Raw genomic sequence first — 25,544 nt, 5'->3', positions numbered from 1 at the left:
ATGAGCAAGACTGAAACTATTATTATTGTGGGTGCAGGACAAGCAGGGGCAAGCGCAATTTTAGAACTGCGTGCCCATCAATACCCAGGCAAAATCATTTTGGTCGGGGATGAAAGCCACCTGCCTTATGAGCGCCCGCCTTTATCTAAAGACGTGATTTTAAAACCGGAAGAGACCAAAATTGAAATTCTGTCTGAAGCCAAGCTGGCAGAATTGGGCGTTGAGGTGATTCGTGGTAATGGCGTGGTCAAAATCAACGCTGAAGCCAAAACCGTGACCTTGAAAAATGGGGAGCTGCTGGCCTATGACAAGCTGTTATTGGCGACAGGTGGTGCTGCGCGTCGCTTAGCGAATTTCGATGCTTTGGGTCAACAGGTCTATACCTTACGGAATCTGGAAGACTCTCAAGCTTTAGTTCCGGTGCTGCAAACACAGCGTCGCATTGTGTTAATTGGCGGTGGCGTAATTGGTTTGGAACTGGCTTCATCAGCACGGTTTAAAGACTGTCAGGTGACCGTGATTGAAATGGGGCCGATGGTGATGGGACGTTCATCTCCTCGGATTCTGAGCGAATTTTTACTGGCACAGCAACGATTGGCTGGTGTGGATGTCCGTTTGAATACCCAAATCAGTGACTGCCGCTTAGCGGGTGATGAGGTGCTGATTACGTTAGCCGATGGTGAAGAATTGCGTGCAGATGCGGTGATTTACGGGATTGGCATTGTACCGAATGCGCAACTGGCCGTTGATGCGGGCTTGGCGGTAGATTTTGCCATTCAGGTGAATGAAAACTGCCAAACCTCACATCCGGATATTTATGCTGCGGGCGATGTGGCCACCCAACTGCGTGCCGATGGTCAATACCGCCGTGTGGAAACGTGGGAAAATGCCAATCTGCAAGCAGGAATTTTTGCCCGCCATGTGATGGGTGTGACGCATCCAGCAGCCAATCCTGCATGGTTCTGGACCGATCAACTGGAGATTAATTACCAGTTTGTGGGTGATATGCAGGCAGCCGAATGGTATGTGCGCGGGGACATGGACCCAGCTTTAGGTTCAGCCTGTTCCTGTGTACTCTTTGGAGTAAGCGACGGTATTGTCGTGGGAGGCATCACGGTGAATGCAGCCAAAGAAATGCGCCATTTGAAAAAAATGATCAGTAAGCAACAGCCTTTTGATGCCGAAAAGCATCTGGATCTGGTACAAGACTTACGCAAAATTGCCTAAAACCATGTTTGCAACCTTGGCAGGCTTGGGAGATTTAAGCCTGCTATTTTTTTATTTGGTGATCTATCCGAACCTTCCACCGCGAGAGTGTGGACGCCTCAGCTTTAAGTTATACGTCTAAAGTTTATATTTTACGGTTTGGCTTGAATTAGCAAACAGAGTATCTACAATAAGAAACACGCCGATCTCGACATTCGTGTTATTGGATTGAATGTGACATTTCTTTTAGATAATGACAGTACATGAAGCAGAACTTACAACAACAGCATTTCCAAATTAAAACCCAAGAATGTTGGTCACATACTTGGCGTAGACCTTCTTTTCAATATCTTGAATCTGCACATTTTAATGGCGTGCGGTTTTTAAACCCTACGCCTGCACCCGAAGGTCTCACCCATTTTGATCTGTTTAAATGGCTGTTAAAAAGAAAGTCTTCCACATGGGGCGCTGCAGAGAGCACGGATCCTTCAAATAGCAGTGCTAACCGTGTTTTACCGCATGATCGTCCCAATGCGGCACTGGAGGACTGGCAAGTCTGGTTTGTTGGGCATGCGACGGTACTGTTACAAATTGGGCCTTATAACTTATTAACAGATCCTGTTTGGGCTGATTTTGTGAGTCCGAAACAAGGGCGTGGTCCCAAGCGTTTTTGCCCAGCAGGGATTGCTCTGGAAGAATTACCGACCATTCATGCGGTGTTGCTCAGTCATAATCACTATGACCATATGGATCTCGCTAGCTTGAACTGGTTACATGAAAAATTTGCCATGCCGATTTATACCGGTTTAGGAAATGGCTGGTATTTGCCGAAGAGTTTTCATGTTATTGAATTGGACTGGTGGCAGTCGGCACAATTCCATGAACTTGAATTGGTCTATACCCCGGCGCAACATGGTTCTGGGCGGGGCATGCGTGATCAGAATATGGCACTCTGGGGCGGCTTCTCGGTAAAACATGGTCGAGATCATTGTTTTTTTGCCGGTGATACAGGCTATTCCGCCCATTTTAAAGAGATTCATGCACGCTTGGGGGCTCCTCGAATTGCCCTATTGCCAATCGGGGCGTATGAGCCGCGTGAGTTGATGCGGTATTTGCATATGAACCCTGAAGATGCCTTTCAGGCGCATAAAGACTTACATGCCAAATGCTCCTTGGCGATTCATTATCGCAGCTATCAACTCACCGATGAAGCGCGTGAGCAACCTGAGCATGACCTACATGTCGCGATGCGAGGCACTTCGAAATTGATGAATCCATTCTATTGCATCCGTGAAGGAAAGCGCTTGATTGTTTAATGCGGCCTTGGCATGTGAGAAGAGCTATCCCTCTGTTGGATCAGCGTAAGGGCGGTGAGAGACAGCGCCGCCATTGCTACATTCATGACAAAGGGATTAAAGGCTTGCATAAAATATTGCGGATAGGTCCCTAATATTAAAAGGCTTAAGCCCAACATGCCGAGAATATTCAAGCGATGTAACAGCCTGCTTTTATAACCACATAAAAAAAGACATCCAAACAGGATTTCCATGACCCCTGAGTATTGCATCAAATGTATAGCCGTGTTTGGGTTGAATCCTTGCATGCGCCAGATCTGAATTTCATCGTTTGCTTGGAATAGAATTTTCGGAACAAGACCTTGATAGATCCACAGTGTGGCTAGGCTCATATGAATGATTTGCAGAGATTTTTTATTTGCTTGCTGACTGTCCACGGATGACCTGTTCTAGAAAATGATGCTTATTTTCTGGGGATGGAATAAGACAAAAATGGGTTTTACCAAAAATTTTATAGCGATTCAGTGCAACCTTGCGATACAGAAAATCTCGAAAAGCTCGCGGCATCAGATAACCCGCGTTCATCAGTGAGAACGGAAGTCCTAGCCGAGACAGAACCTTTAATAAGGCCGTCGATTCGGTAAATAGTTGCCCATTTATAATCACAAGCATGGTGCTGTAATGGGTGGTCGACAGCGCATAATATTTAAGAATTTCCTCTCCCAAAGTAGATTGGGCTGACACTAATTTAAATTGCGCCTGTGGATCATGTTGAATGAGAAAATGGGCCCAAGCATTACAAATGACACAAATGGCATCAAAGAGAATAATGTCATTTTGCTGAATGATGTGTTGGATATCTTGTTGCATTGTTTAAGCATTCACAGATTCAGACGCTTCAAAATAGCAGATTCTTGAACACCGAGATAGTTTAAAAAAGCCTCTCAATTGTAGGCCGATTTTTTTTTTGATGTTGAACTGAAACATAGACTTGGAATCTGGGCTAAGCATAGAAGAATTCGATTGTTTTGATTAGTAAATACCGCTTTAGCTTGTATAAAAAAAGGGCTATGTTGGTAGTCGAACACTATTTACGACGGTTCAATAATAATCAATGCCATACTTGAGTTTGGAGAGATAATATGGACAATAATTCGCAAGCCTCGACGGGTAAGTGCCCATTTTCACATGGCGCAAATACCTCCGCTGCCAGCACACATGATTGGTGGCCAAATTCACTTAATTTAGACATCCTTTCGCAACACGATACCAAAACCAATCCTTTAGATCCCGAATTTGATTATGCCAAGGCATTCGAGTCGCTCGACTTAGAAGCCGTAAAACAAGATCTCCGAGACCTGATTAACAGCAGCCAAGACTGGTGGCCATCCGATTATGGCAGTTATATTGGGATGTTTGTCCGTACCGCATGGCATTTGGCGGGTTCTTACCGTAAGCAAGATGGGCGTGGCGGTGCCAATACAGGTAATCAGCGCTTTGCTCCCCTCAACAGTTGGCCAGATAACGTCAACACCGATAAAGGTCGCCGTTTGCTGTGGCCTATCAAGAAAAAATATGGCAACAAACTTTCTTGGGGAGATTTAATTATTCTCGCAGGCACTGTGGCGTATGACGTGGCAGGTCTTAAAACCTTTGGCTTTGGCGGTGGGCGTAAAGACATCTGGCATCCTGAAAAAGACATTTACTGGGGTGAAGAGCAGGAATGGCTGGCACCAACAGCCAACCGTTATGCCAGTGACCAAGACCGTAAATCTTTAGAAAACCCACTGGCTGCGGTACAAATGGGCTTGATCTACGTGAACCCTGAAGGTGTGGATGGTGTACAAGATCCACTGCGCACCGCACAAGACATGCGAGTGACCTTTGACCGTATGGGTATGGATGATGAAGAAACCGTGGCACTTACCGTCGGTGGGCATACCGTGGGTAAAGCGCATGGTAATGGTAAGGCGGAACTCCTCGGTAAAGATGTGGAAGGAGCCGATGTCGAATTCCAAGGCTTAGGTTGGCATAATCCAGAAGGCACAGGCAACGGCCCTAATACCATGGTGAGTGGCTTGGAAGGTGCATGGACCACACATCCAACCAAATGGGACAATGAATTCCTGTATCTTTTATTTACCTATGAGTGGCAAAAAACCACCAGCCCTGCGGGGGCAAAACAATGGGAACCGATTAACATCAAAGAGGAAGACAAGCCTGTTGATGCGCACAACCCGAATGTTCGCCGCAATCCGATGATGACCGATGCCGACATGGCTCTGAAAATGGACCCGGAATACCGCAAAATTGCAGAAGGTTTTTATAAAGACCCTGCACGTTTAGCCGAAGTCTTTGCCCGTGCATGGTACAAACTAACGCACCGTGATATGGGGCCAAAATCGCGTTACTTGGGTGCCGATGTGCCTGCGGAAGACTTGATTTGGCAAGACCCAATTCCGACTGTGGATTACACCTTGTCTGAAGCGGAAATTGATGAACTGAAAGCAAAATTGCTGAATAGTGGTTTATCTAGCAGTGATTTAATTACCACCGCTTGGGACAGTGCCAGAACTTATCGTGGTTCGGACTACCGTGGTGGTGCCAATGGCGCGCGTATTCGTTTATCGCCACAGAAAGACTGGGTAGGGAATGAGCCTGAGCGTTTAGCCAAAGTTTTAGCCAAACTGGAAGAAATTCAGGCTGGTCTTGCGAAAAAAGTCAGCATTGCCGACCTGATTGTGCTGGGGGGAACCGCAGCGGTAGAAAAAGCAGCGCAAGCCGCAGGGGTAAATGTCAAAGTACCATTTACGCCAGGTCGTGGTGATGCGACTCAGGAACAAACCGACGAATACTCATTTGCCGACTTAGAACCTGTACATGATGGTTACCGTAACTGGTTAAAACAGGATTATGCGGTACAACCTGAAGAAATGTTGTTAGATCATACCCAACTCATGGGCTTAACCGCACCAGAAATGACGGTATTGATTGGCGGTATGCGTGTGTTAGACACCAACTATGGCGGTGCAAAAGAAGGTGTGTTTACCGACCGTGTGGGTGTGTTAAGCAATGATTTCTTTGTGAACCTCACCGACATGAATAACACATGGAAACCCGTCGCTAAAAACCGTTATGAAATTTGTGATCGTGCGACAGGCGCAGTGAAATGGACTGCGACTCGTGTGGACTTGGTGTTTGGTTCTAACTCGATTTTACGTTCTTATGCGGAAGTGTATGCGCAAGACGATAACCAAGAGAAATTTGTGCATGACTTTATTGCCGCTTGGAACAAAGTCATGAATGCAGACCGTTTTGATGTGAAGTAATTTTCTTTTAAAAATAAAAAACCGCTCGAAAGGGCGGTTTTTTATTGAATGATGATTTTGTATTTAAAAAGTTAATGATAAGTAAGCACACTTTATTTTTAATTTGGTCTCAATTTATTTAAATAATTAATTTATTAAATTTAATTTTATATAAGCTGTGTATGGTGAATTGTAGAAAAACTAAAATTTCTCAGGAAAAGTATTTGATGAACATTAGAAGAATTCTACCTGCTGTGTTTAAAGAAGGTTCTCAAATAACTGCAGCAGCTACCACTCCAATACTTCAAGTATGGATTCCTGATCCAACAGGAATTATTCCAAATACCATAGGGGTATTAATTACTACAGCTGGTGAAACAATAGCTGATACTTTAGATAGGAATATGTCACAGCGAGAAGTTATACGTACTAATAAAGCTTATATTTATTTCGTAGAAAAATTAGAAAGCAATTTAAATCAAGGTCTTAAAATAAGAGATGATGACTTTTTTAGATCTTCTGTAGGATATAGAAAACCTGCAGAAGAACTGTTTGAAGGGATGCTTATAAAATCTAGGAATCAGTATGAAGAAGCAAAAGTTGAATTATTTTCAAATTTATATGCAAACGGATGCGTAGATACAACTCTTTCACCACAAATGATTTCATTATTCATTTCGATTTTGGATAGATTAAGTTTTAATCACTTAGATATTCTCAATAGATTTGTAATATTAGGGCAAGAGTCACTATGGCAATCTAATGATGTTTATGCCTTGCAAAATGAAAATCCACTTTTACCTACTTATATGGAAGAACTGAAAAACCTAAATCTAATTGCTCCTACATTTTGGGGCGATTCCCCTTTAATAATTACTAATTTAGGGGAAAAATTTATTCACTCTATTGAATTTAAAGATATATTTGATCTTCCTCATAATAACTGTATTTCTAAAAATAACCCTATTAGGTAGTAATTCTAAGTAAAATAGTGGATGTAAAACTCTTCTAAAATATTTTAATTTATCAGGCTGATGATTATGTATTTTTTATATTGTATTAAATATCAATTGCTTAATTTATTTGATGTGCTAATAAATGAAGAAATCCGATTTGTAAATAAGTCATTAATTTAGATGTGTTTTGCCAATTCAAGATGGTTACTTCGCTTATTAAAAATTAATCTTCTCCAAACTTTGGCTAATGTCTTTTCCAAGTTCATCCCAGTCCTTAAATTCAGGCTCGACCAATAAAGTCTGCGACACAAAGCCATAACACACCCGCTGCACATTTAAACTGATTCGCTGGAGTTGCATTTCATCTTCCATATAAGGCGACAAAATGCTGCGCCACATTTGCAGCATCATGGCATAACTTTTACGGTAACTTTCAATATTTGAAACCTGCCGTTCCAGTAAAAAAGTCTGTGCCCAAAGAAACTGTTGCGCCTGAATCTGCTTTAGCTGAAAGTGAATAATCTGCTGTAAATAGTCCTCAAAACTTAATTTTGTGGATAACTGCATTCGCGTTTGTGCATAACTTTTGAGTTGTTCAGCATTGTTTTTCACATGCTGATGAATGGTCAAGGCAATCAAATCTTCCTTTTTAGAAAAATATTCATAAAAGGTACCCAAGCCTACACCAGCCACATCGGTAATTTCACGAATGGTTATTTTCTCTGCCGAATGCTCGTGCAAAAGCCGAACAAAACTGTCTTGCAAAGCTTCTTGGGTCAGTCGAGCTCTGGATTGGCGCGGCTTACGACGGACTTGAATCTCAGGATTTTTCATAGCTAAAAGCTGAACATCTCAAGGGACATTTTTGTCTATACTGAAAGAAAATCCAAATCAGAACAAGAGTGAAATGGCGATGTTGAATACATGGATGACCCATCAAATTAGCAATCAATTTGATGAAAAACAAGACTATAACTTATTCACTACAGACACGGTATTGCAGGAGATTTTGGCACGTTATGGCAGTCAGGATCAGGCACATTTAACCGAACTGGGGCAAATTGCAGGCTCAGCAGAATATTATGCCTATGCAGAACAAGCCAATCGGCATACACCACTATTACATAGCTTTGATGCTCGGGGTCGTCGTCTGGATGTAGTCGAGTTTCATCCTGCATGGCATCAATGGATGGCATTAAACCGAAATCATGCTGTACATGCGCATCCATTTTTACAGCCCCATACAAAAGCTAATTGGGTAGATTGGGCAGCACGATTCTATCTCACAGGGCAAATAGAATGTGGCAGTTTGTGCCCGACCGCAATGACGTTGGGTAGCATTCCTGTGCTGCAACGCGAACCCGAGCTGTGGGAGAAAATCGGGAGTAAATTACTCTCGACCGAATATGACCCGCGAGATATTCCAATTGCGCAGAAAAAGTCGATTTGGCTGGGCATGGGCATGACCGAAAAACAGGGAGGGTCAGATGTCCGCGCTAATCAAACGCTGGCAAAACCGATTGCTGCTGCGGGACGAGGGCAAGCCTATTTACTCACGGGGCATAAATGGTTTTTCTCTGCCCCAATGTGTGATGCACATTTGGTGGTGGCACAAACTGAACAGGATGGTTTGGCCTGCTTCTTTGTACCGCGTTGGCTAGAAGATGGCCGTAAAAATGCGGTACAAGTGCAACGCTTAAAAGAAAAAGTCGGGAATCGCAGTAATTCCAGTTCTGAAGTCGAATTTAAAGCGGCTTGGGGCATCATGATTGGAGAGCTAGGGCGTGGCATTCCGACCATTATCGAAATGGCAAATTACACCCGTTTGACCTGTTCGGTGGGTAGTAGCGCCATGCTGAGACAGGCACTGGTGCAATGCTTGGCCTATACCCGACAGCGTCAAGCTTTTGGCAAAACCCTATCCGCACAACCTCTCATGCAAGCGGTATTGGCAGATTTGGCTTTAGAAACCGAAGCTGCCATACAGCTTAGTTTTTACTTGGCCCATTGTTATGAAACAGATGATGCCTTGTCTGTCGCATGGAAACGCATTATGACCCCTGCGGCCAAGTTCTGGATTTGTAAGCGTGCAGTGGAACTCACTGGTGAAATGATGGAAGTGTTTGGCGGCAATGGTTATGTCGATAATGGCATGATGGCGCGCATTTTTAAGGAAGCACCAGTCAATACCATTTGGGAGGGTTCAGGTAATGTCATGTGTCTGGATGTACTGCGAGCCATTCAGCGAGAGCCGGAAACGCTGCAGGTTTTACTCCAGTCCTTTGCATCTGTGGTAGCCGAGCAGCCAGTATTGCTTGCAGAATTACAGCAATTGCTGGCTTTATTTCAGCAACAGCCTGAGCAATTGCAATTCATAGCACGCAGTGTTGTGAGTCGATTGGTGATTTTAGCCCAAGCTATTTTATTACAGCAGTATGCGCCAGACTTTGTCAGCAAGGCTTTTATTCAGTCACGTTACCATGCCTTTCATGGGCGCGTGGTGGGCATATTAGAGCTACAAGACATTGATGTAGAACAATTATTGCAACGTGCTTTGTCTGGTTAAAAGCAGTTGTCGTGACAAACTAACGCAAAGTGTAGATTGTTTTTTGATCGATTATGTAAGCTGTGGCGTACAATAAATGAAGGACTTTGCGTATAGGTATTTTTTTAGAAATCTCCTATCATGCATCTCATTCAGGAACAGGATGTTCCGGAACATACAAGGATTGAGATGTTCTAAAGCAAGGATTGTTTTGGTGCAACAGGATGTTATACCGAGCAACAAATACGGAAAAGCCCGACAGGATGTTGGGCTTTTTCTTTTGTAGAAGAAAAATATATTCAGGTTTAGTCCAGATTCTGATCTAGATTAAAATTTCACCATCAATTGACCGATATGGTCGTGATTAAAATACTCAATTAAGCGTTGCGGTAAATGTTCTAGATCGTCTATTACATGGACTTTATATTGGATTAGACCTTGCTGTAGCAACGTAGCAATCACGCGATGGGCCTCCTCTTGGTAGCCTAAATAATCAGCCACCACAAAGCCTTGTAAATGCAGACTTTTCCTCTGTATATCGGCCCAATCTATGGCATGTTTGGGCTGATGCTGAGTTTGCACAGCATGGGTGGTTCCCCACACAATCCGTGCATATTGATTCATGTGATGCATAACCTGATTGAAGCTTGAGCGCTGCGTATTGGGGTAAAAAAGATCAATCCCATGTGGGGCAGCGGCTTTTAATTCTGTCGCTAAATCGGGCGCATTCTCGTTGAGGGCGGTATCAAATCCAAGCTGCTGTTTTAGCCATGCACACTGACCTGCCGATTCTGCGATGCCAAGCACTTTTAAGCCGTGGGCTTTTGCCAGTTGTCCCAATAGCGCCCCAACGCTACTGCTCGCATCAGAAATCAATACGGTTTCTCCGCTTTGAGCATGTCCGATTTTGATTAAGCCCGCATACGCCGTCAGGCCAGTCAAATAGAAAATCGCGAGCACGGCTTCTGCGGGGAGGGTCGAATCTACAATCTGCATTTCCTCACACCCGAGTACATACTCACTCCATGTGGTCGGACCCACTACCATCGCACCAACCGGAAATTGAGCATTCAAAGATTGAATCACCATGCCCACACCATATGCCTGTAAGACATCATCAAACACTGCAGGGCTGCTTGGGTTGAGTAGTGTTTTGTGCTGCCAGCTCTGCAAGGCTGGTTCTAAGGACATATAGCTTTGTTTGACTAAAAACTCACCTTGAGTGAGCTGCGGGAGGGGAAAGGGAAGCAGATCAAACATGTCTGTGCTCAATGTTCCTTGCGGATATTTGGCTAACCTAAAAGCTTGATTTCTCATGATGTTCATCCTTTTTATCTGCTTATCATTATTTTTTCCTAGCCAAAACATTGAGTTGAAAGAGGTGGGGAAGTGCTTTACCTTTAGCAGATCCTGTCGTACGGTGATCTGTGCATTCAGCCCTTTGGTAAAGTAGAGCCATGATGCTAAAGCAGGTGGTTTGTTGTGTTTTATTCGTATGGGCAGACAAGGCTCAATATCTGTCGAGCACGATTGTTTTTATGTGAATGATGGAAAATGTATTGGATTTGGTTGCCTGACGCTGTCCCAAGCAAGGAGATAAAATGATTGTAAAATGTACAAGCCGGACTTTTCAATCTCCTTTTTGCTGTGTTTTATCTTATTGCTGTTTTAATTGCGTACGTAAGCGATGTAGCTCTTCTCTTAATTGTGTGACTTGGTCTGGCATACATTGAATGGCATTCAAAATTTGTTCAGGAATCGGCAATACAGCTTGTTTCAGGGCTTTGCCTTGGTCTGTCAGGGAAATCAGCACGCGCCGTTCATCTTCAACTGAGCGTTTACGCTCAATCAAACCCAAACTTTCTAGACGTTTTAATAAGGGGGTGAGGGTGGAAGACTCTAAAAAAATCCGTTCGCCAATTTCAGATACTGTTAGTTGATCCTGCTCCCATAAAATCAGCATAACCAAGTACTGCGGATAAGTAATCCCATGTGGCTGCAGTAATTTACGATAATATTGGTTCAGTGCCAGATTGGTCGAATAGAGCGCAAAGCACAGTTGATTATCGAGCTTTAACAACTCCTCTGATTTGGACATGGTCGGGCACCGAGCGTGGAAATTATTGATATTATAACGGTAAGCGCGCTAGGCTTGTAGCCAATTATGAATTTTACTCGGTCGACCCTGGCTGAATTTAGAAGCATTTTTGCAGACCGAAGTAGGACGTTCTGAGGATGAAAAATTGCTTGAAAAAGCAACAAAAAGGCGTATTATCGCAGGGTATGTTCTACTCAGAGCATGCTTGAAATCTGTTGTGAATAAGGTGAAACAGAATGGCAAAGAAGAAGCCGCAGCCAGAAGCTGTGATGCATAATTTTGTAGCAAAATACATGCACGAGGTCAACAAAAGCCAAGTGTTTGTAGATCGAAAGAAAAATGCAAAACGTGGTTATAACAAACACAAACAAGGGCGATATTCCGAAGATTATCGCCCTTTTTCATGTCTCATCAATACTGTGCTGTTGACTTAGGCACTGACAATTCGGGTACTCGATTTCACCATATCCGCTAAACCATGCGTTTTAAAATAATATTCCATCCAGCTTTTCACCATTAACGGATTACTCATTTTCAACACACGTTCCAGCAGTTCTTGTGCATCGCTCATCGGGACATGACAAATCGCTTTACGCACACGTAAGATATTGCTCGAACTCATCGAGAGGGTATTAAAGCCCATCGCCATGAGCAGCACCGCAGATAGCGGATCACCCGCCATTTCCCCACAGATACTAATCGGCTTGTCATACTGATGACATTCTTGTACCAAGCGCGTGAGTGCTCTCAAGATAGAAGGATGGTAATGCGAATAGACGTTAGCAACCCGTGGATTGTTGCGGTCTACGGCTAATAAGTATTGGGTTAAGTCATTTGAACCGACCGAGAAGAAGTCCACCAATTCTGCAAACTCTTCAATTTGCAGTAGCACACTTGGCACTTCAACCATAATCCCGATTTTAGGTTTATTAATTTTGACCTGTTCTTCTTCTTGAACGGCATGCCAGTCACGATCCAGTAAATACAGGGCTTCTTCGACTTCACTAACACTGGTCACCATAGGTAACAGAATATGCAAATTATTCAGGCCAATGCTGGCTTTGAGCATGGCACGAATTTGCGAAGAAAAGATCTCAGGATGGTCGAGGGTAAAACGAATGCCACGCCAACCTAAAGCTGAGTTTTCTTCTTCAATTGAGAAGTAAGGCAGGTCTTTATCTGCACCAATATCGAGGGTACGCATCACCACTGGCTTGTTGGCGAAATGGCTGAGTTGCTGGCGATAAATGGCACGTTGTTCTTCTTCGCCAGGGAAGCGGTCACGTAGCATAAACGGAATTTCAGAACGATACAGCCCGACACCTTTCGCCCCGCGCTGCACACCACGCACCACATCAATCATTAAACCTGTATTGACGTATAAGCGCACTGCAACACCATCTGGAGTGATGGCATCTTTGGTCTCGTACTGTTTCAGGTCTTTGGCAATTTGCTCTTCTTCTTTCTGAATTTCTTTATAGCGGGTTCGCAAACGACGCGGCGGGTTAATAAAGACCCGTCCCTGATGGGCATCGACAATCATTTCGGCATCATCAAGGGTATTGATCGGCAGTTCCGTGACCCCGACCACGGTTGGAATGCCTAAGGCACGTGCCACAATCACCATATGTGAATTCATGGCGCCTTCGGTAGTCACAATCGCGGCAATCTTATCTACTGGCAATTCGACCAAGGCCGCCGTGGAAATTTCTTCCCCAATCAGGATGCTTTCATCGGTCAGCTCACGATGGCTAGAATCCGCTTCTTGCAAAAACGCTAAAATTCGTCGGCCTAAATCTTTCAGATCGGCGACGCGTTCACGTAAGTAGTCATCTTCCATTTGCGCAAACAGGGCAATATGATTATCGATGACAATGCGTACAGCACCTTGTGCCCAATTACCATCCCGAATTTCTGATTTAATTTCGGCTGGCAGGGCATTCTCATCCAGCATGCGTAGGAACACGCTAAACAGGGCGCGTTCTTCGGCCATCAAGGCATCTTGCATTTTGTCATCGAGTGACTGAATTTCTTCGCGTACTGCAGTAAGCGCTCGATCCAGTAAATCCAGTTCTTCACTGATGTCATCGGCTTCACGGTCAGGAACTGCGGATAAATCTGCAGGAGGATACAAGATGACAGCACGACCCAAGGCAATGCCACCAGAACCTGAAACCCCTTGGAAGGTTTTATAGGCTGGTAGATTGTTCGGCTTACGGAACACATCAATATTGCCCACGGCATGAGCATGTGCAATCACGCCCGACAACTGCGCACATAAGGTCACCAGAAAAGATTCAGCGGCTTCGCTAAAATCTTGTCGTTCCTTATTTTGTACCACCAATACCCCCATCACTTTACGACGGTACATCACAGGTACACCGAGGAACGAGTTATAAATTTCTTCCCCTGTTTCTGGCAGATACATAAACCTTTCGTGCTTCGGTGCATCGTCTAGGTTGACGATTTCTTCACGTTGCCCGACAAGGCCGACAAGTCCTTCACCAGTATGTAAAGATACATGACCGACCGATTCGGGGTTCAGACCTTTAGAGGCCATGAGCAGATAACGTTGATTGCGTTCGTCGAGAAGGTAGATGGAGCAGACATCGACATGCATCGCTTCAGCGACTTGATTGACCATTATGTCGAGTGATTCATGCAAACTGGTGGACGCATTGATTTCTTGTACAATCCGTCTGAGGGTATCCAGTTGCATATTTGACATAAAGTCTGCTCCCAAAATAAAGGTCTAAATTAGTATTATTTATAGCAATAGTGTCTTAAAAAATCTGCATTTTTATACATTTTTTTTAAGGTTTTTTAATGGGTAATTGATTGCACAACTCTACCATGGCTTTACGGTAGACATCGCGCTTGAAATTCACCACCTGTCCTAATGGATACCAGTAACTGACCCATTGCCATTGGTCAAATTCTGGCGGGTCAGACAAATTCAATTGAATATGCTGTACCGAAGCGGTCAGTTTCAGTAAAAACCACTTTTGTTTTTGACCAATACATACGGGGTCTGAATCCGCACGTATATATCGATGTGGCAAACGATAGCGCAGCCAACCCTTAGTTTGCGCTATGATTTCGACGTGTTCGGGCAGTAAGCCAACTTCTTCTCTCAGCTCACGATAAAGTGCCTGTTCAGGGGTTTCTCCATATTGGATACCTCCTTGTGGAAATTGCCAAGCATTGTGTCCAATGCGTTTTGCCCATAAAACCTGTCCAAAGTCGTTTGCCAAAATGATCCCGACATTGGGTCGGAAACCTTCAGAGTCGATCATTTGGCTACCTAAATTTTGTGTAATATTGTGGCCTCGCGTTCGGGGATTGTTATTTCTTTATCCAACTCGAACCAAAACAAAGCTAAAATGTTAAAATTGCTATGATCTTAACGAATTTCTATCGACTAGCGGAGATAGATTTACAAATTTTTTCTTAAATTTCAGTTTTTACGAGTATTTTCATGAAATTGGCGCTATTTGATCTCGATCACACCTTACTTAATACCGATTCAGATCATTCTTGGGGAGAGTTTTTAGTCAATGAAGGACTGGTCGACCCTATCCGCCATCGTCAAATGAATGACAAATTTTATGAAGATTATAAAGCAGGGCAGTTAGACCCGATTGCCTATAATGAATTTGTCTTTGAATTTCTGACTCAGCACGACAATCAGTATTTAACGGAATTGCATGAACGCTTTATGCATAAAGTGATTCGTCCACAAATGCGTCCTGAAGGATTTGCCGCAATTGAAAAACATCGGGAAGCTGGACATGCTTTGGTGGGGATTACTGCGACTTCGGACTTTATTACGGCCCCGATTTTTCGTGAATTTGGCATTAGCGAAATTATCGCCACCAATGCAGAAGTGATCGATGGTAAATATACGGGCAAAGTGATCAATATTCCGTGCTACCAAAAAGGTAAATTGGCGCGTTTAGACTTGTGGCTAGATGGACGAGAAGTAAAAGAGTCTTGGGCATACTCCGACTCCATCAATGACCGTTTCTTGTTGGAATATGCCGATCATGCGATTGCGGTGAATCCAGATGATCGCCTAGAAGTTTTGGCCAAAGAACAGGGCTGGGACATTCAAGACTGGTCAATCAGCTAAAGAATTTTTAGTAGATTTTGATGAACAAGCATGGGTGGATTGAAATCTGCCCATGCTTTTTTATGGACAGATTAAAGAGATTTAACAGTTTCTCGGCTGTTGTGTTGATATGCTAAGAGGGAGAATAAGAACACTGGAGGATATTAAAATGAATCAAGTGCGCCCAAGAATGACACATTTATTTGAACAGCTCGGTTTAGATGCCAGTGAAGACGCAATCGCGCTATTTATTGTGACGCATCAACTGAATGCACAAACCCATATTGCTCAGGCCGACTTTTGGAGCGGGGCACAGCGGCAATTTTTAGAAGAAAAAATCCAGTCCGATGGTGAATGGGCGATTATTGTCGATCAGTTGAATGAATCGTTGCATGAAGATTCAATGCTCAAAAATAAGTTGTAATTTAGGGATGGGCTTAAATAGGTTGCACCATGGCATAACTGAATAAATCAAAAGAAAGAGCTCTGTTAAGATCAACAATCTTTTCATTTTCAGTTTGGTTTAAGCGGGTGACCTGCATGAATCAGCCTGAGTAAGATACGTGCCGTATTGGTCGCGGTAAAATGACTTCTATAGAGCAGTTTGAAAAAGTCACCCCGAAGGTACAATCACCTGAGTTTGAGATTGCAGCCTTGTTTTCAGAGGTTGTTGTATCGAAAAATCTATAGCGAAGGTCTATGGCAAAGATAAAAAAAGCCATCTTTAAAGATGGCTTTTTATCATTTTGGAATTTTATTTCATCATTTCAATCAGTTCTAACACTGCTTTTGACTGTGTCCGCCCAGGATGCCAAACCATGCCCAGTTGACGGTTCATTTCGAAACGAATGTCCAGTTGTTGTAAATCCTGATTCAGCAGCGTTTGTGGTAGCACCGACCAACCTAAGCCAATTGACACCAACATTCGGATTGATTCCAGCGGATTATTGCTCATGGTAATTTTCGGCTTTAAGCCCTGCTTTTCAAACTCAGCCAAGGTGATTTGACTGGTATAAGTTTGGGCAGAGGGCAACAAACTCGGATAGGCAATTAGATCTTCAAGTTTTAGATTTTTCTTCTGAGCCAAAGGGTGAAATGGGGCCGCCACAAACACCAGAGGGTCATTCCAAATGGTGACATAATTTAAGCGTTCATCCCCTTGCGGTGGTAGCGTCAGAAAGGCCAGTTCTAGATCACCAGCCAAAACCTGTTCGTGGGCTTGCTCTGAATCAACAAAATGCACATCTAAAGTGACTTGTGGAAAGTGTTGTACATAATTGCGTAAATGATGCGGGAGGTGATGCAGGCCAATATGATGGCTAGTGCCGATTTTCAGTTTGCCTTGTACTTGTCCTTGTTCATGGCTCAGGGTGTGATGAATATCACCCAGTTCATTTAGCCAGTTTTTAACTTTGGGCAACAGCGAGTGTGCAGCATGGGTAGCTTGTACCCCACGTCCTGCGGATTCAAACAGTTTAACCCCAAAATAATCTTCTAAACTATGAATTCGTTTGGTGACCGCGGGTTGGGTAATAAACAGTTGGTCAGCCGCTAAGGAAATCGAACCTGTTTCCATTACTTTTACAAAGGCTTCAAAGGCGGCCAAGTTCATAGATATAATCCATAAAGTTTTTTTATGTGTTATGTATTATTTATAAACTTTTAGCATTAAGCAAATAAAAAAAGCACCCAGATTTAGGGTGCAAAGAGGAAAGCATACTCAGGACTGAATGATTAGGCTGAAATGTCCTGTGTGCTCGTCGCCTGATTTGAATTTTTATCCCAGACTTTTTCATGGAAAAAGAACGCGATCGCCTGAACTGTGGGTTCGAGTAAACTTAAGGTAATTGCCATGACCCAGCTGCCTGTGACAAAGTAGCCAACGAACATCGCTACACTGATATGCATCAGGTAGTAGCTAAAGGTTTTTTTTAAGGTGCGTTGATTGTGCTGAACAAAATGATAAATATGTGCCATGAGAAAAATGTCCTTGAGCTGCGCTGTATGGCTTAATGATAATGAGTTTAATTTAATCTGTAAAAACGAATAATTATTTTAAAATAATCGAATAATACGATTTTAATTGGGTGTTGAATCTATTCCAAAAAGTTTTTAAATCTATAAAAATGATAAATTAGATTTATATTATTTCAGCGTTATAATCACCTAAAGTATAGCAATTACCCAGTTCTATGGAGCGCGTCGACATGGCAGGCAAAACCTTATATGACAAATTGTGGGATGACCACTTAGTAAAACAACGTGATGATGGTTCGTGCTTACTTTATATCGACCGTCATTTATTACATGAAGTGACTTCACCGCAGGCATTCGAAGGTTTACAGCTTGCAGGCCGTCAACCATGGCGTTTAAGTGCCAATGTTGCAACACCTGACCATAACGTGCCGACGTCAAAAAAAGAGCGTGAGCAGGGGATTGCAGGGATTGAAGATGATACTTCACGTATTCAGGTACAAACCTTGGATGACAACTGTGAAGCCTTCAATATTGTTGAATTCAAAATCAATGATATCCGCCAAGGGATTGCCCATGTGGTTGGGCCAGAACAAGGTTTAACTTTACCGGGTATGACGGTGGTGTGTGGTGACTCGCATACGGCGACACATGGTGCTTTTGGCTGTTTGGCACACGGGATTGGAACTTCAGAAGTTGAGCATGTATTGGCGACCCAATGCTTGGTTCAGAAAAAAATGAAGAACATGTTAGTCCGCGTGGATGGGACATTAGGTCAGGGCGTGACACCTAAAGACGTGGTCTTAGCCATTATTGGAAAAATCGGGACCGCTGGCGGTACAGGTCATGCAATTGAATTCGGTGGTCAGGTATTCCGTGACATGTCGATTGAAGGACGTATGACGGTATGTAACATGGCAATTGAAGCGGGTGCACGTGTGGGCATGGTGGCTGTTGATGATAAAACCATTGCTTATGTGAAAGACCGTCCTTATGCACCGAAAGCAGAGCAGTGGGATGCTGCGGTAGCCTATTGGAATACCTTACATTCCGATGCTGATGCCGAGTTTGACACGGTCGTGGTTTTACAAGGCGAAGAAATTGAGCCACAAGTGTCATGGGGTACTTCTCCAGAGATGGTGATTCCAGTATCTCAAGCCGTACCGACTTTGGCAGATGCTAAAGATGATGTACAACGCAATGACTGGACCCGTGCGTATCAATACATGGGCTTGCAAGCCGGTCAGGCATTGGCAGATATTCAATTGGATCGTGTGTTTATTGGTTCATGTACCAATTCACGTATTGAAGATATTCGTGCTGCGGCAGAAGTGGTGAAAGGTCGTAAAGTTGCTGCAACTATTAAACAAGCCATGGTGGTTCCAGGTTCTGGTTTAGTCAAGAAACAAGCCGAAGACGAAGGTTTGGATCAAGTCTTCCTTGAAGCTGGTTTTGAATGGCGTGAACCAGGTTGCTCAATGTGCTTGGCAATGAATGCGGATAAATTACAACCGGGTGAGCATTGTGCTTCAACCTCAAACCGTAACTTTGAAGGCCGTCAGGGCAATGGTGGTCGTACGCATTTGGTGAGTCCAGCAATGGCAGCCGCAGCGGCAATTGCAGGTCATTTCGTTGATGTACGATCATTTTAATTCGGGCTGGGGAGCAAAGACATGAAAAAATATACCGTTGAACAAGGTATTGTTGCACCATTAGACCGTGCCAATGTCGATACAGATTTAATTATTCCAAAACAGTTTTTGAAGTCGATTAAGCGCACTGGTTTTGGTGAAAACTTATTTGATGAATTACGCTATTTAGACGAAGGTTTTTTAGGTCAAGACAATTCTAAGCGTCCTAAAAATCCTGAGTTCGCATTGAATCAGCCGCGTTATCAAGGTGCGACAATTTTAATTTCTCGTGCCAACTTCGGTTGTGGTTCAAGCCGTGAACATGCGCCGTGGGCATTGGAAGAGTATGGTTTCCGTACCGTGATTGCGCCAAGCTATGCGGACATTTTCTTTAATAACAGCTTTAAAAATGGCATGTTACCGGTAATTTTGGCCGAAGAAATTGTCGATCAGCTTTTTAAAGAATGTGCGGCAACGGAAGGCTATCAGTTGACCATTGACCTTGAAGCACAAGAAGTGCGTACACCATCAGGTGGGGCATTTAAATTTGAAGTTGATCCGTTCCGTAAGCATTGTTTATTAAATGGTTTGGATGACATTGGTTTAACTTTACAGGCCCAAGATGATATTCGTGCCTATGAAGCCAAAACCAAACAGTCGCGTCCATGGGTTTTTCAAGAAATTCAGGGCTAAAGCGTGCAGATTAGGTCATGACAACACGGCCCAACTCTTGCTAACATCGGAGGCATAATCAAGATGATAAATGCTTTATTACGCAAGGTTGGGCTAGAAAGATGACGAAGGTTTTCGGTCGATGTGTAGTTGCAGGATTATTGTTGAGTGCACTGAGTGGTTGCCAATGGTTGGACAGTGCCCGCATTAAACAAGTGGAACATACCGAAAGCACACATGCCAATGCTTTAATTTATTGTTCAGGAACACATAATTGTGAGTTTGAGCGTCTAGGTGATGTCTTTATCATAGATTCAAAAACTCATCGCGTGACCACCGATGCAATTGATAAAGGCTTGGTACGCTTACAAGCGAAATCATTGAATCAACCGAATGCCTTGTATTTGTCTGCACCTGCAAAACAGCAGGAATTGGTCATTCGGTTTTATCCAATTTCGCCTGATCGAGCTGAAACTTTACATGTAATTCATGCATTTAAGGCCAAACAACGCTATACCTTTACAATGTATCGTGATCGAACCAGACAACATGTCAGTTTATTGAATGCGTCTGCGCCAGATCCATTGTGTGTAGATTTACAGCAAGAACAAAAAACAATTCGCCGCTTCTGTAGACCGTATGATCCTCAAACTGGATTGGGCGAGTTTGTAGAGCAAAAAATTAATCTCTAAACAGTCAGTGTACTGATCAAATAATGGAAGTTCTCATGTCTAAACAAATTTTGATTTTGGCGGGTGATGGTATTGGACCAGAAATTGTCAAAGCTGCCGAGCATGTACTTGACCGAGTCAATACAAAATTTAATTTAGGTTTAACATGGGAGCATGGTTTACTGGGCGGCGCGGCAATTGATGCGCATGGCGAACCCTACCCAGCAGTGACTGCGGAACAGGCGAAAAAAGCCGATGCGATTTTATTGGGTGCTGTCGGTGGTCCAAAATGGGATACGATTGAGCGTGCAATTCGCCCAGAACGCGGATTATTAAAAATCCGTAGCGAACTAAATCTATTCGCGAACTTGCGTCCTGCGATTCTCTATCCGCAATTGGCGGATGCTTCAAGCTTGAAACCTGAAATTGTGGCGGGTTTAGATATCTTAATCGTGCGTGAATTAACAGGTGGGATCTATTTTGGTCAGCCACGTGGTATCCGTGAACTCGAAAATGGTGAGAAGCAAGGCTTTAATACGGATGTTTATTCTGAATCAGAAATTAAGCGTATTGCCAAAGTCGCTTTTGAGATGGCTGGATTACGCGGTGGTAAAGTCTGTTCAGTGGATAAAGCCAACGTCCTTGAAGTCACCGAGCTTTGGAAGCAAACCGTTACTGCATTAAAAGAACAGCAATATCCTGAAATTAATTTGTCGCATATGTATGTCGATAATGCCGCGATGCAGTTGGTTCGTGCGCCGAAGCAGTTTGATGTGATTGTCACGGGCAACTTGTTTGGCGATATTTTGTCGGATGAGGCAGCGATGTTGACGGGTTCGATTGGTATGTTGCCTTCAGCCTCTTTAGATGAAAATGGCAAAGGCATGTATGAACCTTGTCATGGCTCTGCACCAGATATCGCGGGTCAAAATGTTGCGAATCCATTGGCCACCATTTTGTCGGTGGCAATGATGCTACGTTACACGTTCCGTGAAGAAGCGGCAGCTCAAGCCATTGAAGATGCAGTAGGTCAAGTACTGGATCAAGGTTTACGTACAGCGGATATTATGTCTGAAGGTATGAACAAGGTTGGGACTGTGGAAATGGGTCAAGCGGTTGTTGCTGCGCTCGCATAATGGTGTGACCACACGAAAAACGCAGCTCTAAGCTGCGTTTTTTTATGTATAAAAGGTTTTAGCACGTGCGTTGGCTCACCTGTACCGATATGGCAATGTCATTTTTCAGTTGGAAAACGATGTTACAGGCAAGATCGGTTGGATAGTGCTGCGTACTGTTGCTGGGAATGTATAACGGGGCTTCGCCCATACTGTTTGGCGCTTGAGGGATGGGAATATTGATTGAACGTGGAATACTATATAACAGCATGTGCTGATCTTGTTTCATCAGCTCTGCAGGAGCATAACCTAAGGCCTGTAAATCAAAGTTTTGCTTAATATAGGCACTGGATTGACCGATATAGCGTTGTAAATACTGTTCCAGTTGCACACTAGAAGTGGGCGTAGTAGCGCAAGCGGAGAGGAACAAGCAAAGACTGCATAGTAATAAGGAAATCAGCTTCATAGGAGATCCTATGCGGATGATGATTTTCTTATTATAGGCAAGTATAGCCGCGATGGTTGTAGAGTTGGATAAACGGTTTTATACAAAAATTTAGGCAACAAAAAAGCCACATCATGTGGCTTCATTTGCATTCACTAATTAGCGTGCACGGTACGTGATACGACCTTTAGTGAGGTCATAAGGGGTCATTTCTACCTTCACACTGTCGCCAGTTAAAATGCGGATATAGTGTTTACGCATTTTACCAGAAATGTGAGCAATTACTTCGTGACCGTTTTCTAAACGTACACGGAACATCGTATTAGGAAGCGTTTCGGTGACAACGCCTTCGAACTCAATGAGTTCCTCTTTATTGGCCATAGCCTACCTGATGATCAAATTGGAAAGGGGCAAATTATAGTCAATTTTTTAGAAAAAATCAAGAATCAAAGCCGTGCTTGCGTGCTGGCTGGCAGTAAATTAAGCGAACTGTCGGTTTCAAAAAATTCCAGAAAAATTTGACTATAGATGTTGTCAGTTTGGTCAATCGCAGTTAATCTAAATTATTGTTTTAGGTATAAATGAATAACATACAAGGAAGGTCATTGCGTGGGTCAGCTAACGGATGCATCGGTTGTACTGCGATTGGGCTATCAGGCGATTCGTCGTTCAGGATTACCAACCGAAGAAATTTTAACAAAAGCAGGGGTGGCTTTAAAACAAGTTCATGCCAATGATCGAACCCCATTAAATGCGCAATTTGCCTTTTGGGCTGCGGCAGAGGAAGTCAGCAAGGACCCAGATATTGGTTTACATTTAGGTGAACACTTGCCTTTATATCGAGGGCAGGTGATTGAGCATCTATTTGTCAGTAGTGAAAACTTTGGTGAAGGTTTAAAGCGTGCCTTAGCATATCAACGTCTAATCAGTGACGCTTTTCATGCTCGCTTGGTGATTGAAGATGACCGCTGTTATTTGACTAATGGCGAGCAGCCTTGGGCAGAAAATATCATCAATCGTCATTTTTCTGAATGTGCCATGTCTGGCATTTTGCGGTTTTTTAAATTCATTACTGAAGGGCGGTTTCAACCGCTGTACATTGATTTTAACTTTTCTCAAGGTGCCCCAGACGATGAGTACTTTCGCGTATTTGAGTGTCCAGTCAGTTTAGGGCAAAAAGAAACCCGTCTATATTTTGATCCGTCAATTTTAGCCTATCCATTATGGCAGGCAGAACCTGAACTATTACAATTACATGAGCAACTCGCGCTTGAGAAATTGCAGGAATTGGCACGCTATGACCTGGTGGGTGAAGTGCGTCGTGCAATAGGTTCAACGCTCGAAAGTGGGGAGACTACGCTGGAAACTGTTGCAGCGCATCTCAATATTACCCCACGTCGTCTGCGGACCCAATTGAGTGAAGCCAATACCAGTTTTCAGCAGATTCTTTCAGACTATCGCTGTCGCTTGGCAAAGAAATTGTTGGCAAATACCAATGAAAGTGTGGAGCGAATTGTTTATCTCACAGGCTTCTCTGAACCAAGTACTTTTTACCGCGCATTTAAGCGTTGGACCAATGAAACCCCGGTTGAATATCGGAAACGTAAACAGCGTTAGGCATTAAAGTCGATAAAAAACCTCCATTCGGGAGGTTTTTTATGTTGGCGCAGAGCAGTATTTGAAAACGCTTGATTTATTCAGGCATATTCAGCCAATGCGGTCCTAAAGCGACTTTAGGTAAATCGAACTGCGCTGGATAGTCGGCATGAATAAAATACAGACCATCGGGCGGTGCTGTCACTCCTGCGGCTTTACGGTCTTGTGCCGCAAAGATGTGGTCAATATGATCTACGTCATACATGCCTTGGCCAATTTCAAGCAAGCAGCCCATAATATTGCGCACCATATGATGTAAGAAGCCATCGGCTTGAATATCAAGCACTAAATACGCCCCATGTTGAATCAGGCGACAATGGCTGACATGGCGCACAGGCTGATTGGATTGGCAGGCCGCTGCACGAAAACTCTCGAAATTATGGGTGCCTTCAAATTTTTTCGCGGCTGCCATCATCTTGGCGACATCAAGAGCGCAATAGGTATGCGTCACTTGTTTATACAGCAACGCTGGGCGTTGTGGATGGTTATACACCACATAACGATAACGACGTGCCTGAGCTTTGAAACGGGCATGAAATTCATGATCCATTTCTTTAATCCATTGGATCGCGATATCTTTGGGGAGTTGGCTATTGGCTCCCATCAGCCAGCCACGTTCTGGACGGATGGCATTTGTATCGAAATGTGCCACCATATTGGTGGCATGAACCCCTGCGTCTGTCCGGCCTGCGCCATGCAGCATAATTGGCTCATTCGCAATTTTACTGAGCACTTTTTCTAGTGTTTCTTGCACACTGATGACACCAGCTTGCTGAGTTTGCCAGCCACGATAATGAACACCTGAAAATTCGATGCCGATGGCGAAACGTTGCATAGGGTTACTTACCTCAAATTAAACTGAAGCATGCCAATGTGCGAAACATTGCTCAGCTGTGTCGTATTTTAAATACATCTGTAATGCTTTGGCATATAAATCCGCATGACTGATACAGTCGCTGACCAAGACCCCAGCATCCTGAATCCAGCGACTGATGGCATAGCGCTGATCAAGCGTACCGAAGCAGACTTGTGTGGTGAGGATCACCAGACATCCTTGCTGACGTAATTGTTGCAACAACTCAATACAAGCGGCATTGACGGCCATATTGCCTGTACCAAAGCCTTGTAAAATCAGGAAGCGCGGAGGGCGTTGGGCGATCAACTGTAAATTTTGTAATTGTTGAGCTAAGTCAATCGGTTGTACCATGAGATTCAAGCAATTAAAGCCCTGCGCTTTCACCAGATCGTCATCACTCACAACATAAGCAGCAGGCTGTGCAAGTTCAACGTGGCTGTCCAGCCCTGCAAAGGCATCTAATTCAGTGGTATGTTGTTTTAATACACTACGACCGTGGAATAACTGCTGATGGAATGCCAAGTACACCCCGACAGGTTGGTTGTGTACAGCGTGTAAGGCAAAATTCAGATTATCAATCGCATCGGTAAATTCGCGTGTATCGCTTCCCTCTATATTGAGTAAAGGATACTGGCTGCCAGTCAGCACAACATGGGCCGATTGCCCAATAAATCTAGCGAGTATTGCACTGGCATAACTCAGTGTATCTGTACCATGAATAATCACGAAATGCTGGAATTGTTGTAATTGCAGGTGTTGTATAAATTGGATCAGTTGCAGCCAATCAGCAGCTGTACAGGCACTGCTATCCTTGATTACCGGAGCAACTAGGCATTCAATATTCAGGTCGAGGGGCAGTACTTTTTCCAGTTGAGGAATAAATTCAGCTGCTGGCATTGGGCTCAGCGGTTCTCCAACACAGCCAAAAGTTCCACCCATATAAATTAAAGCAATTTTTTTCATCATAAAAAAGCAGTCAAGTATGACTGCTTTATAGTAGAGGGA

The 25,544-nt window shown here is 43.7% G+C and carries 26 protein-coding genes; 13 read left to right on the top strand and 13 right to left on the bottom strand.

Features of this window, described 5'->3' with window-relative positions:
• Both hcaD and AC6CHI_RS08755 read left to right on the top strand, forming a co-directional pair.
• Positions 1-1,227 (top strand): 3-phenylpropionate/cinnamic acid dioxygenase ferredoxin--NAD(+) reductase subunit, encoded by a 1,227-nt coding sequence (gene hcaD, locus AC6CHI_RS08760; protein WP_498120757.1) that lies wholly within the window; start codon positions 1-3, stop codon positions 1,225-1,227.
• A 242-nt stretch (positions 1,228-1,469) separates the two neighbouring features.
• A complete protein-coding gene (locus AC6CHI_RS08755) occupies positions 1,470-2,522 on the top strand; it encodes an MBL fold metallo-hydrolase (protein ID WP_498120755.1) in 1,053 nt (350 codons plus the stop codon).
• On the opposite strand, the gene AC6CHI_RS08750 is transcribed toward AC6CHI_RS08755, so the two are convergent.
• Together AC6CHI_RS08750 and AC6CHI_RS08745 are read right to left on the bottom strand one after the other, a co-directional pair.
• The gene (locus AC6CHI_RS08750) at positions 2,519-2,938 is read right to left on the bottom strand and encodes a DoxX-like family protein (RefSeq protein ID WP_498120754.1); all 420 of its coding nucleotides are present in this window, start codon (positions 2,936-2,938) and stop codon (positions 2,519-2,521) included. The two genes, AC6CHI_RS08755 and AC6CHI_RS08750, sit on opposite strands and share 4 nt — an antisense overlap.
• Positions 2,916-3,371 carry a thiol-disulfide oxidoreductase DCC family protein gene (locus tag AC6CHI_RS08745; RefSeq protein ID WP_498120752.1) on the bottom strand — a complete coding sequence of 152 codons (456 nt, stop codon included), beginning with the start codon at positions 3,369-3,371 and terminating at the stop codon, positions 2,916-2,918. Before AC6CHI_RS08745 ends, AC6CHI_RS08750 begins: the two co-directional genes overlap by 23 nt.
• Positions 3,372-3,643: 272 nt before the next feature.
• Here AC6CHI_RS08745 and katG point away from each other — a divergent pair, with 272 nt between their 5' ends.
• Positions 3,644-5,830 carry a catalase/peroxidase HPI gene (katG, locus tag AC6CHI_RS08740; protein ID WP_498120751.1) on the top strand — a complete coding sequence of 729 codons (2,187 nt, stop codon included), beginning with the start codon at positions 3,644-3,646 and terminating at the stop codon, positions 5,828-5,830.
• A 206-nt stretch (positions 5,831-6,036) separates the two neighbouring features.
• On the top strand, positions 6,037-6,783 hold the full coding sequence (locus tag AC6CHI_RS08735) for a hypothetical protein (protein ID WP_498120749.1): 747 nt from the start codon (positions 6,037-6,039) through the stop codon (positions 6,781-6,783).
• A 198-nt stretch (positions 6,784-6,981) separates the two neighbouring features.
• Here the strand turns inward: AC6CHI_RS08735 and AC6CHI_RS08730 are convergent, their stop codons facing one another.
• Positions 6,982-7,599 carry a TetR/AcrR family transcriptional regulator gene (locus AC6CHI_RS08730; protein WP_498120747.1) on the bottom strand — a complete coding sequence of 206 codons (618 nt, stop codon included), beginning with the start codon at positions 7,597-7,599 and terminating at the stop codon, positions 6,982-6,984.
• A 79-nt stretch (positions 7,600-7,678) separates the two neighbouring features.
• On the opposite strand from AC6CHI_RS08730, the gene AC6CHI_RS08725 reads away from it, so the two are divergent.
• Entirely contained in the window at positions 7,679-9,331 is a 1,653-nt protein-coding gene (locus AC6CHI_RS08725) for an acyl-CoA dehydrogenase family protein (RefSeq protein WP_498120927.1), read from the top strand.
• A 306-nt stretch (positions 9,332-9,637) separates the two neighbouring features.
• Here AC6CHI_RS08725 and AC6CHI_RS08720 read toward each other — a convergent pair whose 3' ends face one another.
• On the bottom strand, positions 9,638-10,627 hold the full coding sequence (locus tag AC6CHI_RS08720) for a zinc-binding dehydrogenase (RefSeq protein ID WP_498120746.1): 990 nt from the start codon (positions 10,625-10,627) through the stop codon (positions 9,638-9,640).
• A 340-nt stretch (positions 10,628-10,967) separates the two neighbouring features.
• Positions 10,968-11,408 carry a MarR family winged helix-turn-helix transcriptional regulator gene (locus AC6CHI_RS08715; protein WP_498120744.1) on the bottom strand — a complete coding sequence of 147 codons (441 nt, stop codon included), beginning with the start codon at positions 11,406-11,408 and terminating at the stop codon, positions 10,968-10,970.
• Positions 11,409-11,644: 236 nt separating this feature from the next.
• Between AC6CHI_RS08715 and AC6CHI_RS08710 the strand changes: the two genes are divergently transcribed.
• Positions 11,645-11,842 carry a DUF7230 family protein gene (locus tag AC6CHI_RS08710; RefSeq protein ID WP_498120742.1) on the top strand — a complete coding sequence of 66 codons (198 nt, stop codon included), beginning with the start codon at positions 11,645-11,647 and terminating at the stop codon, positions 11,840-11,842.
• On the opposite strand, the gene ptsP is transcribed toward AC6CHI_RS08710, so the two are convergent.
• Positions 11,839-14,136: a phosphoenolpyruvate--protein phosphotransferase gene (gene ptsP, locus AC6CHI_RS08705; RefSeq protein ID WP_498120740.1), complete on the bottom strand. Its 2,298-nt coding sequence runs from the start codon at positions 14,134-14,136 to the stop codon at positions 11,839-11,841. The genes AC6CHI_RS08710 and ptsP overlap by 4 nt on opposite strands.
• 85 nt (positions 14,137-14,221) lie before the next feature.
• Positions 14,222-14,704, bottom strand: a complete 483-nt coding sequence (locus AC6CHI_RS08700) for an RNA pyrophosphohydrolase (RefSeq protein ID WP_016168296.1) — start codon at positions 14,702-14,704, stop codon at positions 14,222-14,224.
• Positions 14,705-14,886: 182 nt separating this feature from the next.
• Between AC6CHI_RS08700 and AC6CHI_RS08695 the strand changes: the two genes are divergently transcribed.
• Positions 14,887-15,540: an HAD family hydrolase gene (locus tag AC6CHI_RS08695; RefSeq protein ID WP_458892618.1), complete on the top strand. Its 654-nt coding sequence runs from the start codon at positions 14,887-14,889 to the stop codon at positions 15,538-15,540.
• 148 nt (positions 15,541-15,688) lie between these two features.
• Complete coding sequence (locus tag AC6CHI_RS08690; RefSeq protein ID WP_498120737.1) at positions 15,689-15,943, top strand: DUF2789 family protein; 255 nt, start codon at positions 15,689-15,691, stop codon at positions 15,941-15,943.
• Between the two features lie 330 nt (positions 15,944-16,273).
• On the opposite strand, the gene AC6CHI_RS08685 is transcribed toward AC6CHI_RS08690, so the two are convergent.
• Positions 16,274-17,131, bottom strand: coding sequence for a LysR family transcriptional regulator (locus AC6CHI_RS08685; protein WP_498120735.1), 858 nt, complete (start codon positions 17,129-17,131; stop codon positions 16,274-16,276).
• Between the two features lie 122 nt (positions 17,132-17,253).
• Positions 17,254-17,496, bottom strand: a complete 243-nt coding sequence (locus tag AC6CHI_RS08680; protein ID WP_458892621.1) for a DUF2061 domain-containing protein — start codon at positions 17,494-17,496, stop codon at positions 17,254-17,256.
• Between the two features lie 230 nt (positions 17,497-17,726).
• On the opposite strand from AC6CHI_RS08680, the gene leuC reads away from it, so the two are divergent.
• The 4 genes from leuC to leuB all read left to right on the top strand — a co-directional run bounded on the left by leuC (position 17,727) and on the right by leuB (position 21,603).
• Complete coding sequence (leuC, locus tag AC6CHI_RS08675) at positions 17,727-19,145, top strand: 3-isopropylmalate dehydratase large subunit (RefSeq protein WP_498120733.1); 1,419 nt, start codon at positions 17,727-17,729, stop codon at positions 19,143-19,145.
• A gap of 21 nt (positions 19,146-19,166) precedes the next feature.
• Entirely contained in the window at positions 19,167-19,817 is a 651-nt protein-coding gene (gene leuD, locus AC6CHI_RS08670) for a 3-isopropylmalate dehydratase small subunit (protein ID WP_498120731.1), read from the top strand.
• A 101-nt stretch (positions 19,818-19,918) separates the two neighbouring features.
• Positions 19,919-20,488, top strand: coding sequence for a hypothetical protein (locus AC6CHI_RS08665; protein ID WP_458892624.1), 570 nt, complete (start codon positions 19,919-19,921; stop codon positions 20,486-20,488).
• A 35-nt stretch (positions 20,489-20,523) separates the two neighbouring features.
• Positions 20,524-21,603 (top strand): 3-isopropylmalate dehydrogenase, encoded by a 1,080-nt coding sequence (gene leuB / locus AC6CHI_RS08660; RefSeq protein ID WP_498120730.1) that lies wholly within the window; start codon positions 20,524-20,526, stop codon positions 21,601-21,603.
• A 58-nt stretch (positions 21,604-21,661) separates the two neighbouring features.
• Here the strand turns inward: leuB and AC6CHI_RS08655 are convergent, their stop codons facing one another.
• Positions 21,662-22,048 (bottom strand): hypothetical protein, encoded by a 387-nt coding sequence (locus AC6CHI_RS08655; RefSeq protein ID WP_498120728.1) that lies wholly within the window; start codon positions 22,046-22,048, stop codon positions 21,662-21,664.
• Positions 22,049-22,186: 138 nt separating this feature from the next.
• Entirely contained in the window at positions 22,187-22,408 is a 222-nt protein-coding gene (gene infA / locus AC6CHI_RS08650) for a translation initiation factor IF-1 (protein ID WP_001284370.1), read from the bottom strand.
• Between the two features lie 228 nt (positions 22,409-22,636).
• On the opposite strand from infA, the gene AC6CHI_RS08645 reads away from it, so the two are divergent.
• Positions 22,637-23,644: an AraC family transcriptional regulator gene (locus AC6CHI_RS08645; RefSeq protein ID WP_458892627.1), complete on the top strand. Its 1,008-nt coding sequence runs from the start codon at positions 22,637-22,639 to the stop codon at positions 23,642-23,644.
• Between the two features lie 76 nt (positions 23,645-23,720).
• On the opposite strand, the gene truA is transcribed toward AC6CHI_RS08645, so the two are convergent.
• Positions 23,721-24,518, bottom strand: a complete 798-nt coding sequence (gene truA / locus AC6CHI_RS08640) for a tRNA pseudouridine(38-40) synthase TruA (RefSeq protein ID WP_498120726.1) — start codon at positions 24,516-24,518, stop codon at positions 23,721-23,723.
• A gap of 18 nt (positions 24,519-24,536) precedes the next feature.
• Complete coding sequence (locus AC6CHI_RS08635; protein WP_498120724.1) at positions 24,537-25,505, bottom strand: asparaginase domain-containing protein; 969 nt, start codon at positions 25,503-25,505, stop codon at positions 24,537-24,539.
• Positions 25,506-25,544: the final 39 nt, after the last annotated feature.

Source organism: Acinetobacter sp. GQ146, from assembly GCF_059758585.1.
This window is presented reverse-complemented; position numbering and strand designations above follow the sequence as displayed.

Coding starts and splice junctions, on each gene's coding strand:
- hcaD (WP_498120757.1), top strand. CDS start 1: ATGAGCAAGACTGAAACTATTATTATTGTGGGTGCAGGACAAGCAGGG.
- AC6CHI_RS08755 (WP_498120755.1), top strand. CDS start 1,470: ATGAAGCAGAACTTACAACAACAGCATTTCCAAATTAAAACCCAAGAA.
- AC6CHI_RS08745 (WP_498120752.1), bottom strand. CDS start 3,371: ATGCAACAAGATATCCAACACATCATTCAGCAAAATGACATTATTCTC.
- katG (WP_498120751.1), top strand. CDS start 3,644: ATGGACAATAATTCGCAAGCCTCGACGGGTAAGTGCCCATTTTCACAT.
- AC6CHI_RS08735 (WP_498120749.1), top strand. CDS start 6,037: ATGAACATTAGAAGAATTCTACCTGCTGTGTTTAAAGAAGGTTCTCAA.
- AC6CHI_RS08730 (WP_498120747.1), bottom strand. CDS start 7,599: ATGAAAAATCCTGAGATTCAAGTCCGTCGTAAGCCGCGCCAATCCAGA.
- AC6CHI_RS08725 (WP_498120927.1), top strand. CDS start 7,679: ATGTTGAATACATGGATGACCCATCAAATTAGCAATCAATTTGATGAA.
- AC6CHI_RS08720 (WP_498120746.1), bottom strand. CDS start 10,627: ATGAGAAATCAAGCTTTTAGGTTAGCCAAATATCCGCAAGGAACATTG.
- AC6CHI_RS08715 (WP_498120744.1), bottom strand. CDS start 11,408: ATGTCCAAATCAGAGGAGTTGTTAAAGCTCGATAATCAACTGTGCTTT.
- AC6CHI_RS08710 (WP_498120742.1), top strand. CDS start 11,645: ATGGCAAAGAAGAAGCCGCAGCCAGAAGCTGTGATGCATAATTTTGTA.
- ptsP (WP_498120740.1), bottom strand. CDS start 14,136: ATGTCAAATATGCAACTGGATACCCTCAGACGGATTGTACAAGAAATC.
- AC6CHI_RS08700 (WP_016168296.1), bottom strand. CDS start 14,704: ATGATCGACTCTGAAGGTTTCCGACCCAATGTCGGGATCATTTTGGCA.
- AC6CHI_RS08695 (WP_458892618.1), top strand. CDS start 14,887: ATGAAATTGGCGCTATTTGATCTCGATCACACCTTACTTAATACCGAT.
- AC6CHI_RS08690 (WP_498120737.1), top strand. CDS start 15,689: ATGAATCAAGTGCGCCCAAGAATGACACATTTATTTGAACAGCTCGGT.
- AC6CHI_RS08685 (WP_498120735.1), bottom strand. CDS start 17,131: ATGAACTTGGCCGCCTTTGAAGCCTTTGTAAAAGTAATGGAAACAGGT.
- AC6CHI_RS08680 (WP_458892621.1), bottom strand. CDS start 17,496: ATGGCACATATTTATCATTTTGTTCAGCACAATCAACGCACCTTAAAA.
- leuC (WP_498120733.1), top strand. CDS start 17,727: ATGGCAGGCAAAACCTTATATGACAAATTGTGGGATGACCACTTAGTA.
- leuD (WP_498120731.1), top strand. CDS start 19,167: ATGAAAAAATATACCGTTGAACAAGGTATTGTTGCACCATTAGACCGT.
- AC6CHI_RS08665 (WP_458892624.1), top strand. CDS start 19,919: ATGACGAAGGTTTTCGGTCGATGTGTAGTTGCAGGATTATTGTTGAGT.
- leuB (WP_498120730.1), top strand. CDS start 20,524: ATGTCTAAACAAATTTTGATTTTGGCGGGTGATGGTATTGGACCAGAA.
- AC6CHI_RS08655 (WP_498120728.1), bottom strand. CDS start 22,048: ATGAAGCTGATTTCCTTATTACTATGCAGTCTTTGCTTGTTCCTCTCC.
- infA (WP_001284370.1), bottom strand. CDS start 22,408: ATGGCCAATAAAGAGGAACTCATTGAGTTCGAAGGCGTTGTCACCGAA.
- truA (WP_498120726.1), bottom strand. CDS start 24,518: ATGCAACGTTTCGCCATCGGCATCGAATTTTCAGGTGTTCATTATCGT.
- AC6CHI_RS08635 (WP_498120724.1), bottom strand. CDS start 25,505: ATGATGAAAAAAATTGCTTTAATTTATATGGGTGGAACTTTTGGCTGT.